Origin of the sequence: Thermocatellispora tengchongensis (assembly GCF_014202315.1) — a bacterium.
Classification (GTDB): domain Bacteria; phylum Actinomycetota; class Actinomycetes; order Streptosporangiales; family Streptosporangiaceae; genus Thermocatellispora; species Thermocatellispora tengchongensis.
Window position 1 is genome coordinate 25,942 of the sequence record NZ_JACHGN010000006.1, and the last position, 20,847, is coordinate 46,788.

Consider the following 20,847-nt stretch of genomic DNA (forward strand, 5'->3'; position numbering starts at 1 on the left):
AGGTGTGGGTATCGTTACCCATGGCCGCCACGCCGGTCCTCGTACAATCGAGTGGCGTCGCGCTGGGGAAAGGGGCACATGGTCACGGAGAATCGGCGACGGCGGGTGACGATCACCGACGTGGCGAACCACGCCCAGGTCTCCACCACCGCCGTGTCGAAGGTGCTGCGCAACGCCTACGGGGTGAGCGAGGCGATGCGCGCCAAGGTACAGGCGGCCATCGACGAGCTCGGCTACCGGCCGCACGCCGCCGCGCGCGCGATGCGCGGGCGCACCTTCACCATCGGCGTGCTGCTGCCGCACATCAGGAACCCGTTCTTCGCCGACATCCTCGACGGGCTCACCGAGCAGATCGGCCCGGCCGGCTACCAGGCCATCATGGTGCAGGCGGGCGGCACCGACCCCAAGGAGGAGCGCCGCGCCGTGGACGCCCTGGTGGACCGGCAGGTGGACGGCATCCTCACCATCGCCCCGGCCCTGGCCAAGGCGGAGCTCGAGGAGATCGGCGGCGGCACCCCCACCGTGGTGCTCGGCCGGCACGACCGCTCGGCGGTCTACGACTCGGTGCTCGACGACGACGAGGTGGGGGCCGAGCTGGTCGTCGAACACCTCATCGCGCTCGGCCACCGCCGCATCGCGCACATCACCCAGGCCGACGACGGCCGGGGCCGGGCCACGGCCCTGCTGCAGACCATCCGGGCCAGGACCTACGAGCGGGTGATGACCGAGCACGGGCTGGCCGACCACATCGCCCTCGCCGTCACCTCCTACACCGAGGAGGGCGGCTACGAGGGCGCCAAGCGGCTCCTGGCCCGCACGCCCCGCCCGACCGCCATCTTCGCCGGCGCCGACCAGGCCGCCTACGGCACCCTCGCCGCCGTCCACGAGGCCGGGCTCACCGTGCCCGGCGACATCTCCGTGGCCGGCTACGACAACGCGCGCATCAGCCGCCTGGCGCACATCTCGCTGACCAGCGTCGACCAGGACGGCGCCATCATGGGCCGGACCGCCGGGCGGCTGCTGCTCGAACGCATCGAGGGCCGCACGTCGGCGGTGCGCTTCTCCGTCACCCCCACCCTGGTGACCCGCCGCTCCACCGCCCCGCCCGCCGGCGCGTCCTGACGGCGGGGCGCCCTCAGCCCCGCCCATCGCCGTCCGCCCTCGGCGCGCGCCGGGCCCGCTGCAGCGCCCCGAACCGCGCCCGGTACGTCGAGGCGGTCAGGCCGTAGTGGGCCTTGAACCGGCGGGCGAAGTTGTTGGCGTCGGCCCAGCCGACCGCCTCGCCGATCTGGGTGATCGACTGGTCGGTGTGCCGCAGCAGGGCCGCGGCCAGCTCCACCCGGAAGCGCGACAGGTACGCCATCGGCGGCAGCCCGGTGGCGGCCTTGAACCGCCGCACCAGGTGGCCGCGCGTCAGGTGCAGCTCCGCGGCCAGCTCGGCGAGCGTCCACTGCCGGTCGGGCGCCTCCTCCATCAGCCGGATCGCCCGCGCCACCGCCAGGTGGCCCGGCCCCGCGGCCTGCTCCGGAACGTCGTCGGCGTCGCGGGCCGCCGCCCGCGCCAGGCAGCCGAGCACCAGCAGCAGCCGGCCGATGATGTCGCCGCGGTGCCGCGGCCGGTCGCGCAGGCGGTCCAGCGCGTCGAGGTGCTCGGCGCACTCGATCAGGGCCGCCGGCGGCAGCCGCGTGGTCAGCATGCCATGCCGCTGCAGCGGGTACGGCCCCGTCCACAGCAGGTGGCCGAGCAGCGGGTCCTCGCGCACCCAGGCCAGCTCCCGGTGCAGCAGCTCGGCGGAGAAACAGCAGTTGTACAGGTCGAGCCGGCGGCACTCCTCGTAGCCGTGCCACACGCCGGGCCGAAGCAGCACGACGTCGCCGACGGCCAGCCGCTGCCGCCCGGCCGGCGAGACGTGCACGCCCTCCCCGCCGGTCACCACGGCGATCTCCAGGAAGTCGTGGGTGTGCACCGGATGGCTGTGTTCGTGCAGGTAGTGGCCTGCGTACGCGATCGTGCCCGGTGTGAAGTGCAGCAGCAAGCCGGATCGGTCGACGGGGGGATCGGCCATGGCGGGACTGTACTGCCGCGCCGCCGGGCGCATCGGCAGCAGGTGAATTTCGTGCTACCTCTGGCGCACTTCGGCCTAGCTGCGTTAACCGCGGCGACACAGGATTCAGGCATGGCGGAAACACCGTCGCCACCGGCGGGAAGCACCGTCGCCGCCGGCGGGAAACCCGCCGGTCGCCCGGCGCGTCACCCTCGCCCCCGACCGCCGCGCCCGGTGACGGCAGCCGTCCGCGGCACGGCCTGACGGGCGTGACGCACGCCGTCCGCCGCAATGTGTTCCTCTGACACGGGAGGCATCCTGTGGATCTACGTCATGGCGCTCGCCTTCCCCGGCGCCGCGTCGCGTTGCTCGCCGTCGCGCTGGCGATGCTGGCGCCCGGCCTGCAACCGGCCGGCGCGAGCGCGGCGGCCGGCGCGGCCGACTGCGCGGGCGTGCCGTGGATGGACACGTCCAAGTCGCCCGACCAGCGCGCGCGGGCCCTGCTCGCGGCGTCGTCGCTGGACCAGAAGCTGCGCTGGCTCGACGAGCAGTCGGCCAACGACCCCACGCGCACGACGTTCACGACCTCCGCCCCCCGGGAGCTGCCCCCCGGCGAGTTCGAGCCCGTCACGTTCACGATGCCGCCGCAGGTGCCGTGCACGCCGACCATCCAGTACACCGACGCGCCGTCCGCCATCGCGGGCGCGGGCGCCGGCGTGACGGCCTACCCGGCCAACGTCTCCCTGTCGTCCTCCTGGGACCGGTCATTGGCGTTCGAGAAGGGCGCCGCGATCGGCCACGAGGCGTGGCGCAAGCAGCGCAACGTCCTGCTGGGCCCCGGCCTGGCCGGCGGGCGCGACCCGCGCAGCGGCCGCACCTCGGAGTACCTGGGCGAGGACCCGGTGCTGGCGGGCCTGCTGGCGGGCGCGTACAGCAAGGGCGTCGGAGCCGACGACGCCGAGCCGGTGCAGGCGCAGCTCAAGCACTTCGTCGCCAACGAGCAGGAGATCGACCGCAACAACAGCTCCTCCAACGTGGACGGGCGCACGCTGCGCGAGATCTACACCCTCCCGTTCGAGATCGCGATCGACCGCGGCGACGTCGGCTCGGTCATGTGCTCCTTCAACCAGGTCAACCACGACTGGGCCTGCGGCAGCGACGAGCTGCTGAACCGGATCCTGCGCGAGGAGATCGGGTTCCGCGGCTGGGTGGTCACCGACTTCGGCGCGCGGCACTACCTGACCGAGGACCCGCCGTCGCTCAAGGCGGGCCTGGACCAGGAGCTGAACGCCTGGCGGTACTGGACGCCCATGGCCATCAAGGAGCAGATCGCGCGGGGACGGCTGAGCGAGGCGGACGTGGACCGGGCGGCGTTCCGGATCGTGCGCGCGCACATCGCCTCCGGCCTGTTCGACGTCCCGCGCCTGAGCGCCCCCGACGCCGACGTCTCCACCCCGCAGAGCGAGGCGCTGGCCCGCAAGCTGGCCGAACGCGGCGCGGTGCTGCTGAAGAACGACGGCGTCCTGCCGCTGACCGGGTCGGCCAAGAAGATCGCGGTCATCGGGCCGACGGCGGCCAACACCCCGGCGGCCGGCGACATCGACGCCTCCAGCGTCTGCCTGCACACCGCCCCGAACATCCCGTGCACCGCCAGCGCGCCGCTGGACGCCATCACCGCCCGCGCCCAGGCCGGCGGCGCCACGGTGACGTACGCGGACGGCGCCGACCTGGAGACCGCCAAGGCCACCGCCGCCGCGGCCGACGTGGCCGTGGTGTTCGGCTACTACCGCGAGGGCGAGTTCGCCGACCGGCCGAACATATCCCTGGACGGCGGCGGCGACGCCCTCATCGGCACGGTGGCCTCGGCCAACCCCAACACCGTCGTCGTGCTGCAGACCGGCGGCCCGGTGCTCATGCCGTGGCTCGACTCGGTCAAGGGCGTCCTGGAGGTCTGGTACGCCGGCGAGCAGATGGGCCCGGCCATCGCCTCGCTGCTGTGGGGCGACACGGCGCCGAGCGGCAAGCTCACGCACTCCTTCCCCAGGTCGGAGGCCGATCTGCCGACCGCCGGCGACCCCCGGCGCTACCCCGGCACGTTCTCCGACGGCTCCGTCGTCCGCGCGCCCGGCAACACCGAGCCGCGGCAGGTGGACTACACCGAGGGCCTCAAGGTCGGCTACCGCTGGTACGAGGCCCAGGGCATCGAGCCGCTGTTCCCGTTCGGCCACGGCCTGACCTACACCACCTTCCGCTACGACAAACTGCGCGTCACGCCGGGCGTGACGAACGGGGCCAGGGAGATCCGCATCGGCTTCCGCCTCACCAACACCGGTCGGCGCACCGGCACCGAGACCGCGCAGGCGTACGTGGAACTGCCGGCCTCGGCGAACGAGCCGTCCAAGCGGCTGCTCGGCTGGAAGCGGGTCACGCTGGCCCCCGGCGAGTCGCGGAACGTGCAGATCACCATCAGCGCGGCCGACCTCGCCGACCTGCACCTCCTGGAGTACTGGAACCCGGCCACCGGCAAGTGGACCACGGCCAGGGGAAGCTACGAGATCAGCGTCGGAACCTCCTTCGACACCGCGCTGAAGGACCGATTCACCATCCGCTGACCGGAAGGGGGGCGGCCACCACGGCCGCCCCCCGCCCCCGCGCACAAAGCTTCAAGACCGCTGCCCCGCCCCGGCGCTACAACAGGTGCCCGGAGGTGACGGCGTGGACGTGGGATTTCTCGGACTGGGCGTGATGGGCCGGCCCATGGCCCTCAACCTGGTGCGCGCCGGCACGCCCCTGGTGGTGTGGAACCGCACCCCCGCCCGTTGCGAGCCGCTGGCGGCGGCCGGGGCGCACGTGGCCCCCGGCCCCGCCGAGGTGTTCCGGCGGGCGGAGGTCGTGCTGGCCATGATGGCCGACGAGGCCGCGCTCGATGCCGTGCTGGCCCGCGGCACCGCCGCGTTCGGCCCGCGCGTCCGGGGGCGCACGCTGGTGCACCTGGGCACCGTCTCGGCCGCCTACTCCCGCGCCCTGGAGGCCGACATCGAGGCCGCCGGAGGCGCCTACGTCGAGGCGCCGGTGTCCGGTTCGCGGGAGCCCGCGGAGGCGGGCGAACTGGTGGCGATGCTCCCCGGCCGCGACCCCGCCGTGGCCCGCGTACGCCCGCTGCTCGCCCCGATGTGCCGTGAGAGCTTCGTGTGCGGGCCGGTGCCCGGCGCGCTGCTGATGAAGCTCGCGGTCAACGTCTTCCTCATCACGATGGTCACCGGGCTGGCCGAGGCGTTCGCCTTCGCCGCGCACCACGGCCTGGATCCCCGGCTCCTGGCCGAGGTGCTGGACGCCGGGCCGATGGCCTCGGCCGTCTCCCGGGCCAAGGCCGCCAAGCTCGTGACCGGTGACTTCACCGTCGCGGCGGCCATCGCCGACGTGCTGAAGAACACCCGCCTCATCGCCGAGGCGGCCCGCGACGCCGGCGCGGCGTCGCCGCTGATCGACGTCTGCCGCGCCCTGTACGGTGAGAGCGTCGCGCTCGGGCACGGCGGAGCCGACATGGCCGCGGTCGTCGCGGCGCTCCGGGCCCGCGGGCGCCGCGGTCCCACCACATCCGAGCGGAGGTCACCATAAGCACGCACGCCCAGCAGACCGGACGGCCGGTCGCGATCGTCACCGGAGGCTCGCGCGGCATCGGCCGCAGCACGGTCCGGCGGCTGTGCGCCGACGGGTACGCCGTCCTGTTCACCCACTCCAGCTCGCCCGGCGAGGCGGCCGAGGTGGAGCGCGAGGCCCGCGAGCACGGCCACGCCGTACGCGCCCTGCGCCTCGACGTGACCGACGGCGACGCGCCCGGACGCCTGTTCGACGGGGCCGAGTCGCTCGGCGAGGTGACCGGCCTGGTGAACAACGCCGGGATCACCGGCAGGATCGGGCCCTTCGCCGACCTGACGGACGAGGACCTGCGCCGGGTCGTCGAGGTGAACCTGGTCGCGCCGATCCGGCTGTGCCGGGAGGCCGCCCGCCGCTGGTCGGAGCGGCGGCCCGCCACCGGGCGCGCGATCGTCAACATCTCCTCGGTCGCCGCGCGCACCGGGGCGCCGCACGAGTACATCGCCTACGCCGCCGCCAAGGCCGGCCTGGAGACGCTGACCGCCGGCCTGGCCAAGGAGCTGGGGGCCCACGGCGTACGGGTCAACACCGTCTCGCCCGGGACGACCGACACCACCATCCACGCCCGCGCCGGGGAGCCCGGACGCGCGCAGCGCGTGGCGGCGCGCATCCCCCTGGGCAGGCCCGGCGAACCGGACGAGATCGCCGCCGCCGTCGCCTGGCTGCTGTCGCCGGAGTCGTCCTACGTCACCGGGACCGTGCTGGACGTCAGCGGCGGGCTGTGACCCGGTCCGCGGCGGCGAGCGCCGCGGCCCAGGCCGCCGGGGTGAGCCCGTACGCGCGCTTGAACATGCGCGTCAGATGGCTCTGGTCGGCGAACCCCGCCGCGGCCGCCACCTCGCCGAGGGCGTGCCCGGCCCGGATCAGCGCGCGGGCCCGGTCGAGCCGCCGCATGGTGCGAAAGCGCGTCGGGCTGGTGCCGAACGCGGCCCGGAACTGCCGCGCCAGCGTCCAGCGGTCCAGCCCGGAGACCCGCTCGAAGTCCTCGGCCCGGTGCCTGGTCAGCGGGTCGGCGACCAGCAGCTCGCGCACGCGGCCGAGGGCGGGCAGGTCCAGCCGGGCAGGGCCGGCGGCGCGGCCCCCGGCGTGCGCGCGCAGGGTGTCGGCGACGGCCACCGTGACCTCCGCGGCCTCGGCGTCGTCGAGCGGGTCGTCGATGTCGCGCAGGCAGGCGGCCAGGGCCGGGTCCACCCGCCCGGCGCGGATCACCGGGTCGGCCACGAACGGCAGCGGCCCGCCGCCCAGCGAATCCCGCACCAGAGCCGGGTCGAGGTAGACGATCCGGTAGCCGAACCCGTCGTCGGTGCCCGCCGCGCCGTCGTGCACCTCGTCCGGGTGCAGCACATGCCACTCGCCCGGCAGGCAGTGGCGCGGCTCCCCCCGGTACCGGAAGGTCTGCACCCCGGCCAGCGTCACGCCGACGGCGTAGGTGTCGTGCCGGTGCGGCGCGAACGCCACGCCGACCAGCGCGGCCTCCAGCCGTTCGATCCCGGCCGCGCCCCCGCCGAAGCGCATCCTGTGCCCGTGGGTGCGGGAACGCCGCACCACCTCGATCGTCTCCTCCATACGCTCAGGCCCGGAGCCTACTACCGGTGCCGGCCGGGGGCCGCGCCTACAGCACCGCTCCCGTGCCCTCGCGGGTGCGGCGGCGCGGCGCCGCGGGCTCGGGCGGCGGCTGCCTGCTGAACCGTTCGAACTCGATCGCCAGCGGCCCGGCCACGAACGACGAGGACGCCGTGCCGGCCACGATGCCGATGATGAGCGCGATGGCGAAGTCGCGCAGGCTGTCGCCGCCGAAGACGGCCAGCGCGGCCAGGATGAACAGGGCGCCGAGCCCGGTGTTCACCGTGCGCGGGACGGTCTGCAGGATGGCGGCGTTGACGACGTCGGCGAAGCGGGCCTGCCGCCGCGTCTGCCACAGTTCGCGTACCCGGTCGAAGACCACCACCTTGTCGTTGATCGAGTAGCCGATGACGGTGAGCATGGCGGCCAGGAAGACGCCGTCCACCGGTTTGCCCAGCCAGGCGAAGACGCCCACGACGGCGGCCACGTCCACGACGAGGGCGAGGACCGCGGCGGCGCCGAACGTCCACCGGAACCTGATCGCCAGGTAGAGCAACTGGGCCGCCAGCGCCACGGCGAGCGCGATGAGCGCGTTGCGGCGCAGCTCCTCGCCCAGGCTGGGGCCGATCAGCTCGTCGCGCTGCTTGCTCACCTCGCCGACGCGGCCGTCCAGCGCCTGCTCGATGCCGGCCACGTCGTCGGCGCTGATCTGGCCCGCGCGTATGGACACGGTGCTGCCCGAGGTGTGCACGACCGCCCCGGGGTGCCCGGCCTCGGCCACGGCCCGCCGCGCCGCCTCGGCGCTCACCGGCTCGGCGGCGGCGAACTCGACGATCCGGCCGCCGGTGAACTCGACGCCGAAGTTCAGGCCGTGGAGCACCAGCCCGGCGACCGCCGCCGCCACGACGGCGACGGCCACGGCGAGCCAGCGCCTGCCGCGCGCCATCAGGCGCGGCTCGCGCCGGGCCAGCCAGGTCCGGACCCGGCCCTGCGCGGCCAGCCCGGACAGCCGGGTCAGCCGGGACGGCCCGGGACCCGCCCTGCCGATGACCAGGTGGGTCAGGACGCGGGTGATGAGCATCGCCGAGACCAGCGAGGCGAGCACGCCGATGGCCAGGGTGACGCCGAAGCCGCGCACCGGCCCCGAGGCCAGCCAGAACAGCAGCCCGGCCGCCAGCAGGGTGGTGATGTTGGAGTCGGCGATGGCGCTCCACGCCTGCGCGAACCCCCGGTCCAGAGCCGAGCGCAGGGGCCGCCCCGGGGCGCGGGCGTACTCCTCGCGGGCCCGTTCGAACACCAGCACGTTGGCGTCCACCGCCATGCCGATGGCCAGCACGAAACCGGCCAGGCCGGGCAGCGTGAGCGTCGCGCCGAGCGCCAGCAGCGCGGCGTAGGAGATGAGCCCGTACGCCGCGAGCGCGATGGTGGCGAGCAGCCCCGTCAGCCGGTACATCACGACGATGAACAGCCCCGTGAGCAGGACGCCGGCGACGCCCGCCTTGGCGCTGGCCTCGATGGCCTGCGCGCCCAGGGTGGGGCCGACCGTGCGCTGCTCGATCAGGGCGAGCGGGACGGGCAGCGCCCCGCCCTTGATGAGCACGGCCAGGTCCTGCGCCTGCTGCGGGGTGAAGGAGCCGGTGATCCGGGTGGACCCGCCCGGCATCCCGGCGCGGCAGGCCACGGCCGGATCGACCTGGGGCGAGGAGATGATCTCGTTGTCCAGCACGATCGCGACCCGGCGCCGGGGATCGCCCGGCTCGTGGCACGCCGCCGCCCCGGTCAGCCGTCGCCAGGCGTCGGCGTCGCGGAAGTCGACGGTGACGAACCAGGCCGGCCCCTGCTGCGGGTCGTTGCGGGCGCCGGCGTCGGTGACCCCGTCGCCGGTGATCGCGGCGGTCCCGAGCCGCAGCCGCTGCCCGGACTCGTCCGGCAGCACAGGACCGGCCTGCCCATCAGGCCCGGGCTGACCGGCGGCCCCGTCCAGGCCGAGCACCGGGTGGAAGGTGAGTTGTGCGGTCTTGCCGATGACCTGCGCCGCCTGGCGCGGGTCGAGCACGCCGGGGAGTTCGACGATGATGCGCCGCTCTCCGGAGCGGACCAGGGTCGGGTCCACCACGCCGAGCGCGTCGGCGCGGCGGCGCAGCACGTCCAGGGCGCGGTCCGTGGCCTCGGCGTCGGCCTCGGCCGTGGGGGAGTCGCGGGTCTCGAAGACCAGTTGGGTGCCGCCGCGCAGGTCCAGGCCCAGGCGTGGCGACATGGTGACGGTGAGTAGCAATGCGGTGACGACGACGGCACACGCCGCCACCGCGCGCCACAGGGGCGCACGTGACATGGGAAGCCTCCACGGGCTGTCGGAAGAAAGGGGACGTCAGCGCGTCGTGGAGGGTGGCGCCCGAGCCGGGTCGCCGCACCGGCCGCGTTGCGGCGATGCCGGAGGGCGGCCGGTCGCGGCGGTGACCGGCCGGGTGGTCTGGCCCGGCTCCCAGGCGGGAGGCAGGACGGCCGGCCACATCGGGAAGACCGGCGCGCCGCAGGCGGGCAGCACGCGTGCCGCGCCGTCCGCCTCGCTGTGCGGGGGCGCGGGCGCGCTCCACCACGCCACCGCCGCCGCCGTGGCGGGCTGGGCGAGGTGGGCGGGGGCCCCGCTGAGCACGAACGCCGACAGCAGGAGGAGCACGACGGCGGGCAGTCTGCTGCGCACGTCTCCTCCTGGCCGGGTGTCATGGGGTGTTGGCCGCCACCGTACCCCGGTGCCGCTCCCGGCGCACCGGGGCGCGCGCGGAAACGGGCCGGACATGTCTTTTCCCGCGGTCTGGGCTATGGTCGGCCGTATGGCGGGACCGTGGAGAGCACCACGAGGGTCCATCGCGCTCGTCGGCGTGATGGGCCTCGTCCTGCTGTCCCTGCTGCTGGCCGGCACCTCTGGCGCCTGGAACGGCGCCGGTCCGGCCCGCCTGTCCGGGTTGTCGTCCGGCCTGGCGTGGACCCTGGGCGCCTCCGACGCCGAGCTGTCCAGCCTGCCGCCACAGGCCGCCGGTGCCGCCCGCGAGCACCACGTGCTGTCGCTGTGGCCGCCGCTGCGCGGCGACCGGCACGGCCGGGCCGCCCATCTGACCCTGCTGCCGCCGCCCGACCCGGCCGGCGCCATCCGCGACCCCCAGCAGCTCGCGCACCGCACCGCGGGATCGCGCAGCCCGCCACTGATCTAGCCGACGCCGCTCATCCATCCGCCGTCTCCGGCCGTGTCCGCGCCGCGGGGCTCCGTGCCCGCGTCGCGTCTTGCCGGAGACGTCGCCGTGGCCATCCCGCCGGCCGGGACGGGCCGTCTCGCGCCATGCCGGACGGCGTCATCGGCGTGACGGGCCCGGCCGCCCGGCCGTCTTCGCGCGGGCGGCCTGACGGTCACCGGCGGCGCCCGGCATGAGCGACCGTCGCACCGGCCGCACGCCGTACAGAGCCTGCCGGCCGGCGGAGTGCCTGTACCACGCCTGCCGGCCGGCGGAGCGCCCGAACCGCGTCTGCCGGGCCGGTGTGGCGTCCGAGCCGCGGCACGCCGCCGTCCATGGCCTGGGCCGCCTGCCCTGCGGCCGGCCGCCGCGCCCGCCTCGCCGCGCACGCGGGCCGCCCGCCGCCGGCCTCCACTTCGTTTCGAAAGGAATCCGCACCATGACCGACACCCGTGGCACGCCGCACCTCAGCACCGTGCAGCTCCAGACCCTGCGTCAGGACCTGCAAGAGCAGCTTGACCGGCGCACCCGCCACCTGCTCGGCCTGCAGGCCGAGGCGCAGGGCAGCAGCGGGGCCGACGACACCTGGCAGGAGCTGCTGGTCTCCCTCACCGCCGCCGACCGCGCCATCGCCGAGCTCACCCAGGCCCTGGACCGGCTCACCGCCGGCACCTACGGCCGCTGCGCCAACTGCGACGCGGGCATCCCCTTCGAACGGCTCAAGATCAGGCCGCTGGCCCGCTACTGCATCACCTGCCAGCGCCGAAACGAAGCCGCCTAGCGGATCGCCCGGCCCCCGGGGACGTCCCGGGGGCCGGGCCACCGGCGGCGAGAGGGAGGACTCGTGATCACATTGGATCGCCTGGTCAACGTGCTGGGCGGATACGGCGTGCGGCTGCGCGGGCGGCCCGCGACGCGCTCGGCGCTGCTGCGCAGCGTGGCGGTGGCGGACCCCACCGACGCCCGGGTCGCGGGTGACGTGCTCCTGGCCGTGGGGGCCGCGTCGGTGACCGAGGCGGTGCGGTGGGCGGTCTCGGCGCGGGCCTCGGTGGTCCTGGTACGCGCCGAGCCCGACGCCGAGCCCGAACCCGACGCTGAGGCCGCCGCCCAGGCCGAGCCCGCCGCCGACTCCGAGCCCGCCGCCGCCCAGGCCGCCGCCGTGACCGGGCGCGAGGCCGCCCCTGGCCGTGGCAGCGGCGATGGCGGTGGCAGCGGCGATGGCGACGACGGCGATGACCATGGCGTGGCCGTGATGCTGGCCGATCCCGAGGTCTCCTGGAGCCAGCTCGCGGGCGTGGTCTACGGGCTGGTGCTGGAGGGACGGGAGACCGAATCGGGGCGCGGCCCCACCGACCTGTTCTCCCTGGCCGACAACCTGGCCGATGTGGTCGGCGGCGCGGTGACCATCGAGGACCGGCACTCGCGGGTGCTGGCGTACTCCCGCTCGCAGCAGGCGGGCGATCCGGCCAGGCTGGAGACGATCCTGGTGCGGCGGGTTCCCGACCGGCTGCGCGAGGTCTTCCAGGAGCAGGGCGTGTTCGCCCGCCTGGCCGCGACGGACGAGCCGGTGTTCGTCGGGCCGGACCACCGTCACGGTCTCACCGGGCGGATGGCGGTGGCGGTGCGCGCCGGCCGGGAACTGCTCGGGTCGGTGTGGGTGACCTGCGACAGCCCGCTGACCGGGGCGCGGCGCGACGCGCTGGCCGACGGCGCGCGCACGGTGGCGCTGCATCTGCTGCGCTCCCGGGCGAGCGCGGACCTGGAACGCCAGGTGGAGTCCGACCTGGTCATCCGGCTGCTGGAGGGCGCCGCCGACGCCGCGACGGTGGTCAGCCGGCTCGGCCTGGCCCCGCAGCCGATGCGGGTCATCGCGGTGCGCGCGCACACCCACGAGGAGCGGAACGCCGCGCTCCTGCTGGCCTTCGAGTGGGCCACCACCGGTTTCGGCTGGTCGCGGCCGGGGCGCAGCACCCTGCTCGGCGACACGCTCTACACGATCCTGCCCGGCGAGCAGACCGCGCCGGCGCGGCAGTGGGTGGCGGGGCTGCGCGCCGCGCTGCCGCCGCACGTACGGATCGCGGCCGGGATCGGCGCGGCGGCCCGCCCGGAGGAGCTGCCGGCCGGCCGGCAGGAGGCCGAGGAGTGCCTGGCGCTCCACGAGGCCGGCGCCCCGGACGCCGAGCCGCCCGCCTACGACGAGTCCTGGGACGACATTCTGCTGCAGCGGTTGCGCGCCGCCGCCCGCGCCGGCCGGACCCCGGCACGGGGACCGGTCGGCGCCCTACGGCGGCACGACGCCCTCCACGGCACCCGGTTCGTGGCGACGCTGCGGGCGTGGCTGGAGGCCCAGGGCGACCTGGCCGCCGCCGCCGAGCGGCTGGGCGTGCACCCCAACACCGTACGGAACCGGCTGCGCAAGATGAGCGGGATCACGCCGCTGGACCTGGACGACGCGCGCAAGCGGCTCGCCCTGATCATCGGCCTGGCCGCCACGGGCGACGAGTAGCGTTGTAGCGGATCTACAAGATCAGCGTCCTGATTGTGCGCCGCGTACAGCGCCCGGCGGCTCCGCGCGGGCGATGCTGGCCCCGGTGACAGCACCGGTCCACAGCACCGGTGACAGCACCGGTAATGGCATTCGTCCTGGTATGGAGGTCGGCATGGTCGGCGCCGAGGGCATCGGCAACTGGCCGCGATCGGCGATCGTGGTGGGCGCGGGCATCGTGGGCCTTTCGACCGCGTGGTTCCTGCAAGAACGCGGGGTGACGGTCACCGTGGTCGATCGCCGCGGCGTGGCGGCCGGCGCGTCCTGGGGCAACGCCGGATGGATCGCGCCGGGCCTGGCCATCCCGCTCAACGAGCCCTCGGTGCTGCGGTACGGCCTGCGCTCGCTGCTGAACCCGGCCGCGCCGCTGCACATCCCCGCGACCCTCGACCCCGGGCTGTGGGCGTTCCTGACCCGGTTCGCGGCCAACTGCCGCTGGTCGTCGTGGACCCGGGCGGTGCGCGCCAACCTGCCGCTCAACGAGGAGTGCGTGGAGGCGTACGAGGTGCTCGCCGGCAACGGCGTGGAAGCGCCGGTCGTCGAGGCCCCGATCACCGCCGGGTTCCGCACGCCCCGCCAGGCCGTGGCGCTGCTGCGGGAGCTGCGCAGGCTGGCCGAGGCCGGGCAGCGGGTCGAGCACACCGCGCTGGACGCCCGCGCTCTGGCCGAGCGGGTCCCGCTCGCCTCGGGTGAGCTGCGGGCGGGGGTGCGGATCGACGGGCAGCGCTACGTCGATCCCGGCCGCTTCGTGCACGCCCTGGGGGAGGCCGTCGTGGAGCGCGGCGCCACCGTGTCCACCTTCGAGGTCGCCGGCGTGCGCACCGGAGGCGGGAAGGTCGTGGTGCGCTCCGGCGACGGCGACGTCCTGTCCGCCGACGCGGTGGTGCTGGCCACCGGGGCCTGGCTGCCCCGGCTGGCCTCCCGCTGGGGCGTCCGCGTCCCGGTGCGGGCCGGGCGCGGTTACTCCTTCACCGTGCCGGTGGACCATCCCGTGCCCGGACCGATCTACCTGCCGGACGTACGGGTCGCGTGCACGCCCTACCAGGGCGCGCTGCGCGTGGCGGGCACGATGGAGTTCCGCGACCCCGACGCCCCGCGCGTCCCGGCCCGGCTGGAGGCGATCATCGCCTCCGCCCGCCCCCTGCTGCGCGGGGTGCGCTGGGAGGAGCGCACCGACGTCTGGGTCGGTCCCCGCCCGGTCACCCCCGACGGCCGTCCGCTGGTCGGCGCGACGGCCGCCCCCGGGATCTACGTGGCCGGCGGGCACGGCATGTGGGGCCTGGCCCACGGCCCGGCCACCGGACGCCTGCTGGCCGAGCAGATCACCACCGGCAAGCAGCCCGCCGCCCTGCGCGAGTTCGACCCGCTGCGCTGAACGGCGCCGGTCACGCCCTCAGGGTGCGCAGGGCGCCGGCCCAGGCGAGCACCTGGTCCAGGACGAGGCCCAGCCGCTCCTCGTGGGCGGCGGCCGGCCGGAACGCGGACATGTTCTCGAAGTCGGTGTGGATCGACAGCGCCACCTGGGCGGTCACGGTGGCCACGCCGGCGGTGGCGAGGATGTGCCGCAGGTGCTCGACCGCCCGCACCGCGCCGTCCCCTCCGTAGCCGACGAAACCGGCCACCTTGTTGTTCCACTCGGTGTACAGGAAGTCGATGGCGTCCTTGAGCACGCCGGGGATGGAGTGGTTGTACTCGGGGGTCACGAACACGAACGCGTCGAGCGAGGAGATCTTCTCCGACCACCTCCTGGTGTGCTCGTGCCGGTAGCCGCCCAGCGCCGGGATGTTCGGCTCGTCCAGGTGGGGCAGGGCGTAGTCCCGCAGGTCGATCAGCTCGTACTCGGCGTCGCCGCGCTTGGCCGCCAGATCGCGCACCCACCGGGCCACCGCCTCGCCGTTCCGGTTCGGGCGGGTCGTGCCGAGGATGATGCCGGCCTTGATGGTCATGCCAGAGGTCCTTCCGGGGATAGGCCATACGGGTGATGCGCGCGCGATCCCACGCTAGAGGCCGCCCCTGCGATGACCAATGCGTCATCCACGCCAGTTCATACGTGATCGTCTCCCTGCCTAGACTGGCCCAATGGATGTCCTGAGCGACGTCGTCGCTCTCATGCGCACCGGCAGGCCCGTATCGGCCCGGATCTCGTGGCGGGCGCCCTGGGCGCAGGCGTTCCCGCCCGCGCCCGGGTCGGCGGCCTTCCAGGTGGTCCTGCGGGGATCGTGCTGGCTCATCCCGCCCGGCGGCGGCGAACCGGTGCCGCTGAGCGTGGGCGACGTCGTGTTCCTTCCCCACGGCGACGGGTACGCCCTGGCCGACCACCCCGCCACCCCCGTGCCGCCCCCGGCGTGCGCCCCCGCGGAGGACCGCGAGCTGTTCGCGTCGGCCGCGTTCGAGGGCGACGGGGCCGAGACCGTCATGCTCTGCGGCGGATACCAGCTCGACCGCGGCCGGGCCCACCCGCTCCTGACCGGGCTGCCCGGCGTGATCCACCTGCCGGCGACGCTGGGCCGCGACGCCGAGCTGCGCGCCGCCGTGGAGCTGCTGGCGAGCGAGATCGGCCGCCCCCGGCTGGGCGCCGACACCGTCGTGACGTCCCTGCTCGACATGCTCCAGCTCTACATCCTGCGGGCCTGGTTCGACGCGCAGGGCGAGGCGTGCGCGCAGACGGGCTGGGCCGCCGCCCTCGCCGACCCGGCCGTCAGCAGGGCGCTGGACGCCATCCACCGCGACCCCGCCCACCGCTGGACGGTCGAGTCGCTCGGCGCCCGCGCGGGCCTGTCGCGCGCCGGGTTCGCCCGCCGCTTCACCGGCCTCGTCGGCCTGCCGCCGCTGGCCTATCTGACCTGGTGGCGGCTGGCCACGGCGGCCCGGGCGCTGCGCGAGTCGGACGCCTCGGTGGCGGAGGTGGCGGCGCGGGTCGGCTACGGCTCGGAGTTCGCCTTCAGCGCCGCGTTCAAGCGGGAGTACGGCCTGCCCCCGGGCCGGTACCGCCGCCAGGTCTGCGCCCCGGCCCCCGGGCAGGCCGCGGGCGGGTTCTAGGCGTGCTCGCGGGGTGGGGCGCGCGGCACCGGACCCCGGCCGAGGTAACGGCCCTGCCACGATGATGGAGATATTGGGTTTTAATCCCATTTGACGTGCAGGCTGGAGCCGACGCGGATACGGGGGAGGCGGGATGGCGTGGGCAGCCCGGACGGCCGCCGGGATCATGGCCGTGGTGTCGCCGGCGCTCGCGGTCGCCGCGACGCTGATCTTCGCCGGGCTTCCCGCGGAGTGGCGTCCCGAGGTGACCGCGACCCCGCAGACGGCGGCGGGGCTGACCTTCCCCGCGGTCGGCGCGTTCCTGATCGTCCACCGCCCCCGGCTCAAGCTGGCCTGGCTGATGTGCGTGGGCGGGCTCGGCGGGGCCGCGAGCGACTTCTTCCAGGCCACGATGTTGTCGGCCGCCGCCGAAGGGGACCTCGCGACGGCGGGATACCTGAGGCTCGCGGCGCAGGTCGGCTGGGCGGTGTGCGGGCTGGGGCTCGCCATGCTGCTGCCGCTGTACTCGCCCGACGGCAGGCTGCCCTCGCCGCGCTGGCGGCTCGCCGTGCTGCTGGGCGCCCTGTCCATCGGGACGGAGGCGGCGCGCCAGTTCGTCCGCCCCGACCCCTCTCCCGTGCACTACCCCTACCCCAGCGTCATCCCGAACCCCCTGCAGATCCCGGCGCTGACGCCGTACAACTCGGCGATTCTGACGGCGGCCTGGACGGGCATCTTCGTGACGCTGGCGCTGGCGGCGCTGTCGCTGCTGGTGCGCATGCGCCGGGCCGACCCGATCGGCAGGCGGCAGATCGGCTGGCCGCTGCTGGCGTTCACCGGGTACATCGTGTTCCTGCTCGGGGGCATGCTCGTGCCGGAGCTGAACTGGGTCGCGATCGCCTGGGCGGCGCTCGTGCCGGTCACGGTGGCGATCTCGGCCATGCGCTACCGGCTGTACGGCATCGACACGGTGGTCAGCCGGACCTTCGTCGCCGCCGGGCTGCTGGCCGTGGTCAGCGCGGTCTACTTCGGCGCGGGCGCGCTGTCCAGCCTGCTGGTCTCCGGCTACGACCAGGTCGCCGGGCTCGTCTCCGCCCTGCTCGCGGGCGCGTTCTTCCAGCCGCTGCGCCGGGCGCTGCAACGCGCCGTGGACCGCCTGCTCTACGGCAGGGTGGGCGACCCCCGGATGCTCGCCGACAGGCTGGTCCAGGCGGTACGCCGCGGCGATCCCGCCGAGGCGCTTGCGGCGGTGGTCGGCGTGCTGCGCGAGGGCCTGGCGGTGGAGGGCGTCGCGGTGGAGGTGGCCGACGGCGAGCCCGCCTACGTGGACAGCGGGCACGTCGGCGCGTCCCCGCGGGAGGTGCCGCTGGTCTGGCACGGCGAGCGGGTGGGACGCCTGCTGGTCGGCCCGCCCAGCCCGCGCCGCTTCCCCGCCGCGCACAACGAGCGGGTGCTCGCCACGCTGATCCCGTACGCGGCCGACGTGGCGCATGCCGTACGGATGGCGGCCGACCTGCAGCGCTCCAGGGAGCGCATCCTGGCCGCCCGCGAGGAGGAGCGCCGGCGGCTGCGCCGCGACCTGCACGACGGCCTGGGCCAGAGCCTGAGCGCGATGGCCATGACGCTCAACATGGCCCGCCTCAACCTCAAGGACTCGCCCGAGGCGGCCGATGAGCTGCTGCGCGACCTGCACGCCGGCATGGACTCCGTCGCCGGAGACATCCGGCAGCTCGTGTACGGCCTGCGCCCGCCCGCGCTGGACGACCTCGGCCTGGCCGGCGCCGTACGGGCGCTGGCCGAGAGGGCCGGCGGGCCCGCCGCGGAGGTGACCGTCGAGGGCGATCTGGACGACCTGCCGGCCGCGGTCGAGGTGGCCGTGTACCGGATCGCGCAGGAGGCGCTGACCAACGTCCGGCGGCACGCGCGGGCGAGCCGGGCCGAGGTCGTGCTGCGCCGCGAGCCGGCCGCGCTGCGCCTGCTGGTCGCCGACGACGGCGCGGGCCTGCCGCCGGACCGCCGCGCGGGCGTCGGCCTGTCCTCCATGCGCGAGCGCACCGCCGAGCTCGGCGGCATCTGCCTCATCACCGGCGAGCCCGGGGCGGGCACCACCGTGGAGGTCATGCTCCCCGTCCCCGCGTCCGCCGCCACCTCGCCGCCACGGCATTACCAGACGGCTCCAACCGGCACGCAAGCGGGCCCCTGAATCCTTGCGATCATGAAGATCGCGAGAATGTCCCTTGTGGCGCTCATGGCGGGCGCCCTCACGGGATGCACCTTTTCCACGTCCACCGACGACGACCTGGCCGCCATCGTGGAGGACGCGAACCCGGCACCTCCCTCCGCGACGCAGGGGACGAAGACCCCCGGCACGTTCGGCGAGCCGTTCGCGCCCCAGATCCGCACCATGGATTTGGAGTCGGCCACCCCGGCCGTCGAGGCGCTGAAGATCCCGGACGGAACGCACCACACCTTCAGCGGCGACCAGCTCACCGTGACCTACAAGAACGACTCCCTCCTGCAGACGTTGTCGGCCACCGGGGGCCAGGCGCAGGTGAGCGACATCAAGGGCGCCCTGGACTCGCTCACGGCACAGGCCCCGCCGGTGGAGAACGCGACGACGGAGTGGGTCTACGTGAGCTCCGGCCCGGCCCCCGCCGCGGCGGCCTGCCAGAACTACGAGGGCGGCACCCACTGCTACTGGGTGGACACCGACACCGTGGGCTACCTGAACGCGACCTCGGGGACCGGCGTGTCCATCGGCGAGGTCAGGACCGCGCTGGAGGGCGTGGAGGGGAGCTGACGCACCCGCCCGCCGCCCGTCCCGGTCATCGGGGCGGGGGCGCCGGAGGGGACGACCGATCCGCTCCGCCCCTGGCTACGCTGGGCGGATGGACGTCCAGCAGCTCCGGTACTTCGTGGCGGTGGCCGAGGAACTCCACTTCGGCCGGGCCGCCGAGCGGCTGCACGTGACGTCCTCCCCGCTCAGCCGGCGCATCCGCGAGCTGGAGCGGGAGCTCGGCCGCGAGCTGTTCGACCGCCGCCACCACCGGGTCGAGCTGACCCCCTTCGGGCGCACCTTCCTCGAACCCGCCCGCGACGTCCTGGCCCGCTTCGACGCCCTGCCGCGGCTCGCCGCCCCCGCGCCCCAGGCGCCGCCCGCGCCGCCGGTCGTGCGGGTGGGGGCCACGCCGCTGGCCCCCACCGACGTCCTGGACCTGGTCCTGGAGACCTTCGAGAAGGTGAGCCCGGGGGCCGGGCTGCCGCTGACCCTGGAGCCGTCGGCCGGGCTGCTCGCCCTGATGGCCGCGCGCAAGCTGGACATCGCCGTCGTGCACCTGCCGGTGCGCGACCCCGGTCTCCGCGCTCTCGCGCTCGCCGAGTACCGCTTCGCCGTCGCCATGCGCCCCGGCGACCCCCTCGCGGGCCGCGCGGAGCTGACCGTCGGCGACCTCGCCGGCCGCGAGATGCTGCTGCCCTCGCCCAAGGTGCACCCGCTGGTGATGAACGGGCTGCGCGAGCACCTGCGCAGGGGCGGCGTCACCCGCCTCCGCGAACTGCCGCACAACGACGTGGTCCAGATCGCCGCGCACGTCGCCCACTCCCGCGCCCTGGCGCTGGCCACCCCCGGCACGCTGCGCGGGCGCGTCCTCGTCGAGTCGGGCCTGGTCCTGGTGCCGCTGGACGACCCGGATCTGCGCTTCCGGCTCGGCGTCGTCTGGCCCGAGGGCGCGGAGGCGCACGGCGGCCCGCTGGCCGAGGCCATCGCGGTTCTCCGCGACCGCGCCCTCGCCCCCTGACGCACCTCCTGCGGCCGGGCCAGGCACTGTGACGCACGCCCTGCGGCCGGCCTCGGCACTCTGACGCACGCCCTGCGGCCGGGCCCGCTCGCGGCGCTCGGGCCAGGCCCGCGACCGGTGTGCGGACGTGTCGCACAGCCCCGTCCGGCTTCTCCGCCGGACCGTGGATTTATGCGCGGTGCCGGGCCACGGCCCCCGGTTACGTTTCGCGGCGTGCGCGGGCCGGCCGCACTTCGAGCCGGACGCGCGCCCGCGCCGTCGGCGCGGGGAATCGCGATCACCACGTACAGGAGACTCACGCATGCACATGTTCACATCCGCGGCGCTCGGGATGGCGCGCCGTACCTGGGTGCGCGTCGCGGCGGCCGTCGCCGTGGCGCTGGGGGCCGGGCTGCTGGTGGCGGGCAACGCCGCCCCGGCGCAGGCCGCGCCCCCAGAGGTGATCAGCCGGTGGAACAACCACCGCGTCCACACCGGCTCGCTACTGAACCTGAACAACTTCACCGGGTTCTCCGGCAAGTACACGATCACCGCCAAGACGCACGCCCACAACACCGGGAACAGCACGATCAACTACACCTGCACTCTCAGCGCGGAAGGCGGTGCCGACACCGACTTCACCGAGGTGACCCTCGGCCCCGGCGCGAAGGAGAGCATCGTGGTCCACGTCGTGCACGACTTCACCGGCACCGGGATGCTCGCGTTCGGCTGCACCAAGCCGGCCGGCACCGCCACGGTGAACCTCAACCAGATCAAGCTCACCGCGATCAAGGTCAACACCCTGGACAACCAGCCGTTCTGACGGCGGCGGCGAGCCGCGGCGGCCCGTCCCCCCTCCCGCGGGGCGCGGGCCGCCGTGCCGTCGGCCGGGCGCGGGCGGGGGAAGAGGCACGGGGGACACGCGACGGGATCGGACGCCGCCTGCCGGCGGAGCCGGGCCCGCTGTCGCACCGCTTCCACACCAGCGGCCGGCTCCTCCTGGAACCACCCGCTGAC

18 protein-coding genes are annotated in these 20,847 nt (G+C 75.0%); 13 read left to right on the top strand and 5 right to left on the bottom strand.

From position 1 onward, the window contains the following. Positions 1–78: 78 nt before the first annotated feature. Positions 79–1,122 carry a LacI family DNA-binding transcriptional regulator gene (locus tag HNP84_RS14985; protein ID WP_185050327.1) on the top strand — a complete coding sequence of 348 codons (1,044 nt, stop codon included), beginning with the start codon at positions 79–81 and terminating at the stop codon, positions 1,120–1,122. A gap of 13 nt (positions 1,123–1,135) precedes the next feature. Here the strand turns inward: HNP84_RS14985 and HNP84_RS14990 are convergent, their stop codons facing one another. After that, entirely contained in the window at positions 1,136–2,065 is a 930-nt protein-coding gene (locus tag HNP84_RS14990; protein ID WP_185050328.1) for an AraC family transcriptional regulator, read from the bottom strand. Between the two features lie 299 nt (positions 2,066–2,364). On the opposite strand from HNP84_RS14990, the gene HNP84_RS14995 reads away from it, so the two are divergent. The 3 genes from HNP84_RS14995 to HNP84_RS15005 all read left to right on the top strand — a co-directional run bounded on the left by HNP84_RS14995 (position 2,365) and on the right by HNP84_RS15005 (position 6,426). Continuing rightward, positions 2,365–4,656: a beta-glucosidase gene (locus HNP84_RS14995; protein ID WP_185050329.1), complete on the top strand. Its 2,292-nt coding sequence runs from the start codon at positions 2,365–2,367 to the stop codon at positions 4,654–4,656. Positions 4,657–4,759: 103 nt separating this feature from the next. Continuing rightward, positions 4,760–5,662 carry an NAD(P)-dependent oxidoreductase gene (locus HNP84_RS56040; RefSeq protein WP_185050330.1) on the top strand — a complete coding sequence of 301 codons (903 nt, stop codon included), beginning with the start codon at positions 4,760–4,762 and terminating at the stop codon, positions 5,660–5,662. Positions 5,663–5,697: 35 nt separating this feature from the next. Further along, entirely contained in the window at positions 5,698–6,426 is a 729-nt protein-coding gene (locus HNP84_RS15005) for an SDR family NAD(P)-dependent oxidoreductase (protein ID WP_312925040.1), read from the top strand. Here HNP84_RS15005 and HNP84_RS15010 read toward each other — a convergent pair. Genes HNP84_RS15010 through HNP84_RS15020 form a run of 3 tightly spaced genes read right to left on the bottom strand, consistent with a single transcriptional unit; the run spans position 6,410 to position 9,965 of the window. Further along, positions 6,410–7,267, bottom strand: a complete 858-nt coding sequence (locus HNP84_RS15010; protein ID WP_221336299.1) for an AraC family transcriptional regulator — start codon at positions 7,265–7,267, stop codon at positions 6,410–6,412. The genes HNP84_RS15005 and HNP84_RS15010 overlap by 17 nt on opposite strands. Before the next feature lie 46 nt (positions 7,268–7,313). Next, the gene (gene secD, locus HNP84_RS15015) at positions 7,314–9,596 is read right to left on the bottom strand and encodes a protein translocase subunit SecD (RefSeq protein WP_185050331.1); all 2,283 of its coding nucleotides are present in this window, start codon (positions 9,594–9,596) and stop codon (positions 7,314–7,316) included. A 36-nt stretch (positions 9,597–9,632) separates the two neighbouring features. After that, complete coding sequence (locus HNP84_RS15020) at positions 9,633–9,965, bottom strand: hypothetical protein (RefSeq protein WP_185050332.1); 333 nt, start codon at positions 9,963–9,965, stop codon at positions 9,633–9,635. 130 nt (positions 9,966–10,095) lie between these two features. Between HNP84_RS15020 and HNP84_RS15025 the strand changes: the two genes are divergently transcribed. From HNP84_RS15025 to HNP84_RS15040, 4 genes are all read left to right on the top strand, one after another. Further along, a complete protein-coding gene (locus tag HNP84_RS15025) occupies positions 10,096–10,473 on the top strand; it encodes a hypothetical protein (protein WP_185050333.1) in 378 nt (125 codons plus the stop codon). 457 nt (positions 10,474–10,930) lie between these two features. Beyond that, positions 10,931–11,272 (top strand): TraR/DksA family transcriptional regulator, encoded by a 342-nt coding sequence (locus HNP84_RS15030; RefSeq protein ID WP_185050334.1) that lies wholly within the window; start codon positions 10,931–10,933, stop codon positions 11,270–11,272. Between the two features lie 63 nt (positions 11,273–11,335). Next, on the top strand, positions 11,336–12,997 hold the full coding sequence (locus tag HNP84_RS15035) for a PucR family transcriptional regulator (protein ID WP_312924867.1): 1,662 nt from the start codon (positions 11,336–11,338) through the stop codon (positions 12,995–12,997). Between the two features lie 154 nt (positions 12,998–13,151). Then, positions 13,152–14,411: an NAD(P)/FAD-dependent oxidoreductase gene (locus tag HNP84_RS15040; RefSeq protein WP_221336300.1), complete on the top strand. Its 1,260-nt coding sequence runs from the start codon at positions 13,152–13,154 to the stop codon at positions 14,409–14,411. 10 nt (positions 14,412–14,421) lie between these two features. Here the strand turns inward: HNP84_RS15040 and HNP84_RS15045 are convergent, their stop codons facing one another. After that, the gene (locus HNP84_RS15045; protein ID WP_185050336.1) at positions 14,422–14,982 is read right to left on the bottom strand and encodes an NADPH-dependent FMN reductase; all 561 of its coding nucleotides are present in this window, start codon (positions 14,980–14,982) and stop codon (positions 14,422–14,424) included. Positions 14,983–15,115: 133 nt separating this feature from the next. On the opposite strand from HNP84_RS15045, the gene HNP84_RS15050 reads away from it, so the two are divergent. The 5 genes from HNP84_RS15050 to HNP84_RS15070 all read left to right on the top strand — a co-directional run bounded on the left by HNP84_RS15050 (position 15,116) and on the right by HNP84_RS15070 (position 20,653). Then, complete coding sequence (locus HNP84_RS15050; protein WP_185050337.1) at positions 15,116–16,075, top strand: AraC family transcriptional regulator; 960 nt, start codon at positions 15,116–15,118, stop codon at positions 16,073–16,075. Between the two features lie 133 nt (positions 16,076–16,208). Continuing rightward, positions 16,209–18,257, top strand: a complete 2,049-nt coding sequence (locus HNP84_RS15055) for a sensor histidine kinase (RefSeq protein ID WP_185050338.1) — start codon at positions 16,209–16,211, stop codon at positions 18,255–18,257. Between the two features lie 12 nt (positions 18,258–18,269). Then, complete coding sequence (locus HNP84_RS15060; RefSeq protein WP_185050339.1) at positions 18,270–18,854, top strand: hypothetical protein; 585 nt, start codon at positions 18,270–18,272, stop codon at positions 18,852–18,854. Between the two features lie 88 nt (positions 18,855–18,942). Beyond that, positions 18,943–19,851 carry a LysR family transcriptional regulator gene (locus HNP84_RS54985; RefSeq protein ID WP_185050340.1) on the top strand — a complete coding sequence of 303 codons (909 nt, stop codon included), beginning with the start codon at positions 18,943–18,945 and terminating at the stop codon, positions 19,849–19,851. Positions 19,852–20,152: 301 nt separating this feature from the next. Continuing rightward, a complete protein-coding gene (locus HNP84_RS15070; protein WP_185050341.1) occupies positions 20,153–20,653 on the top strand; it encodes a hypothetical protein in 501 nt (166 codons plus the stop codon). Positions 20,654–20,847: the final 194 nt, after the last annotated feature.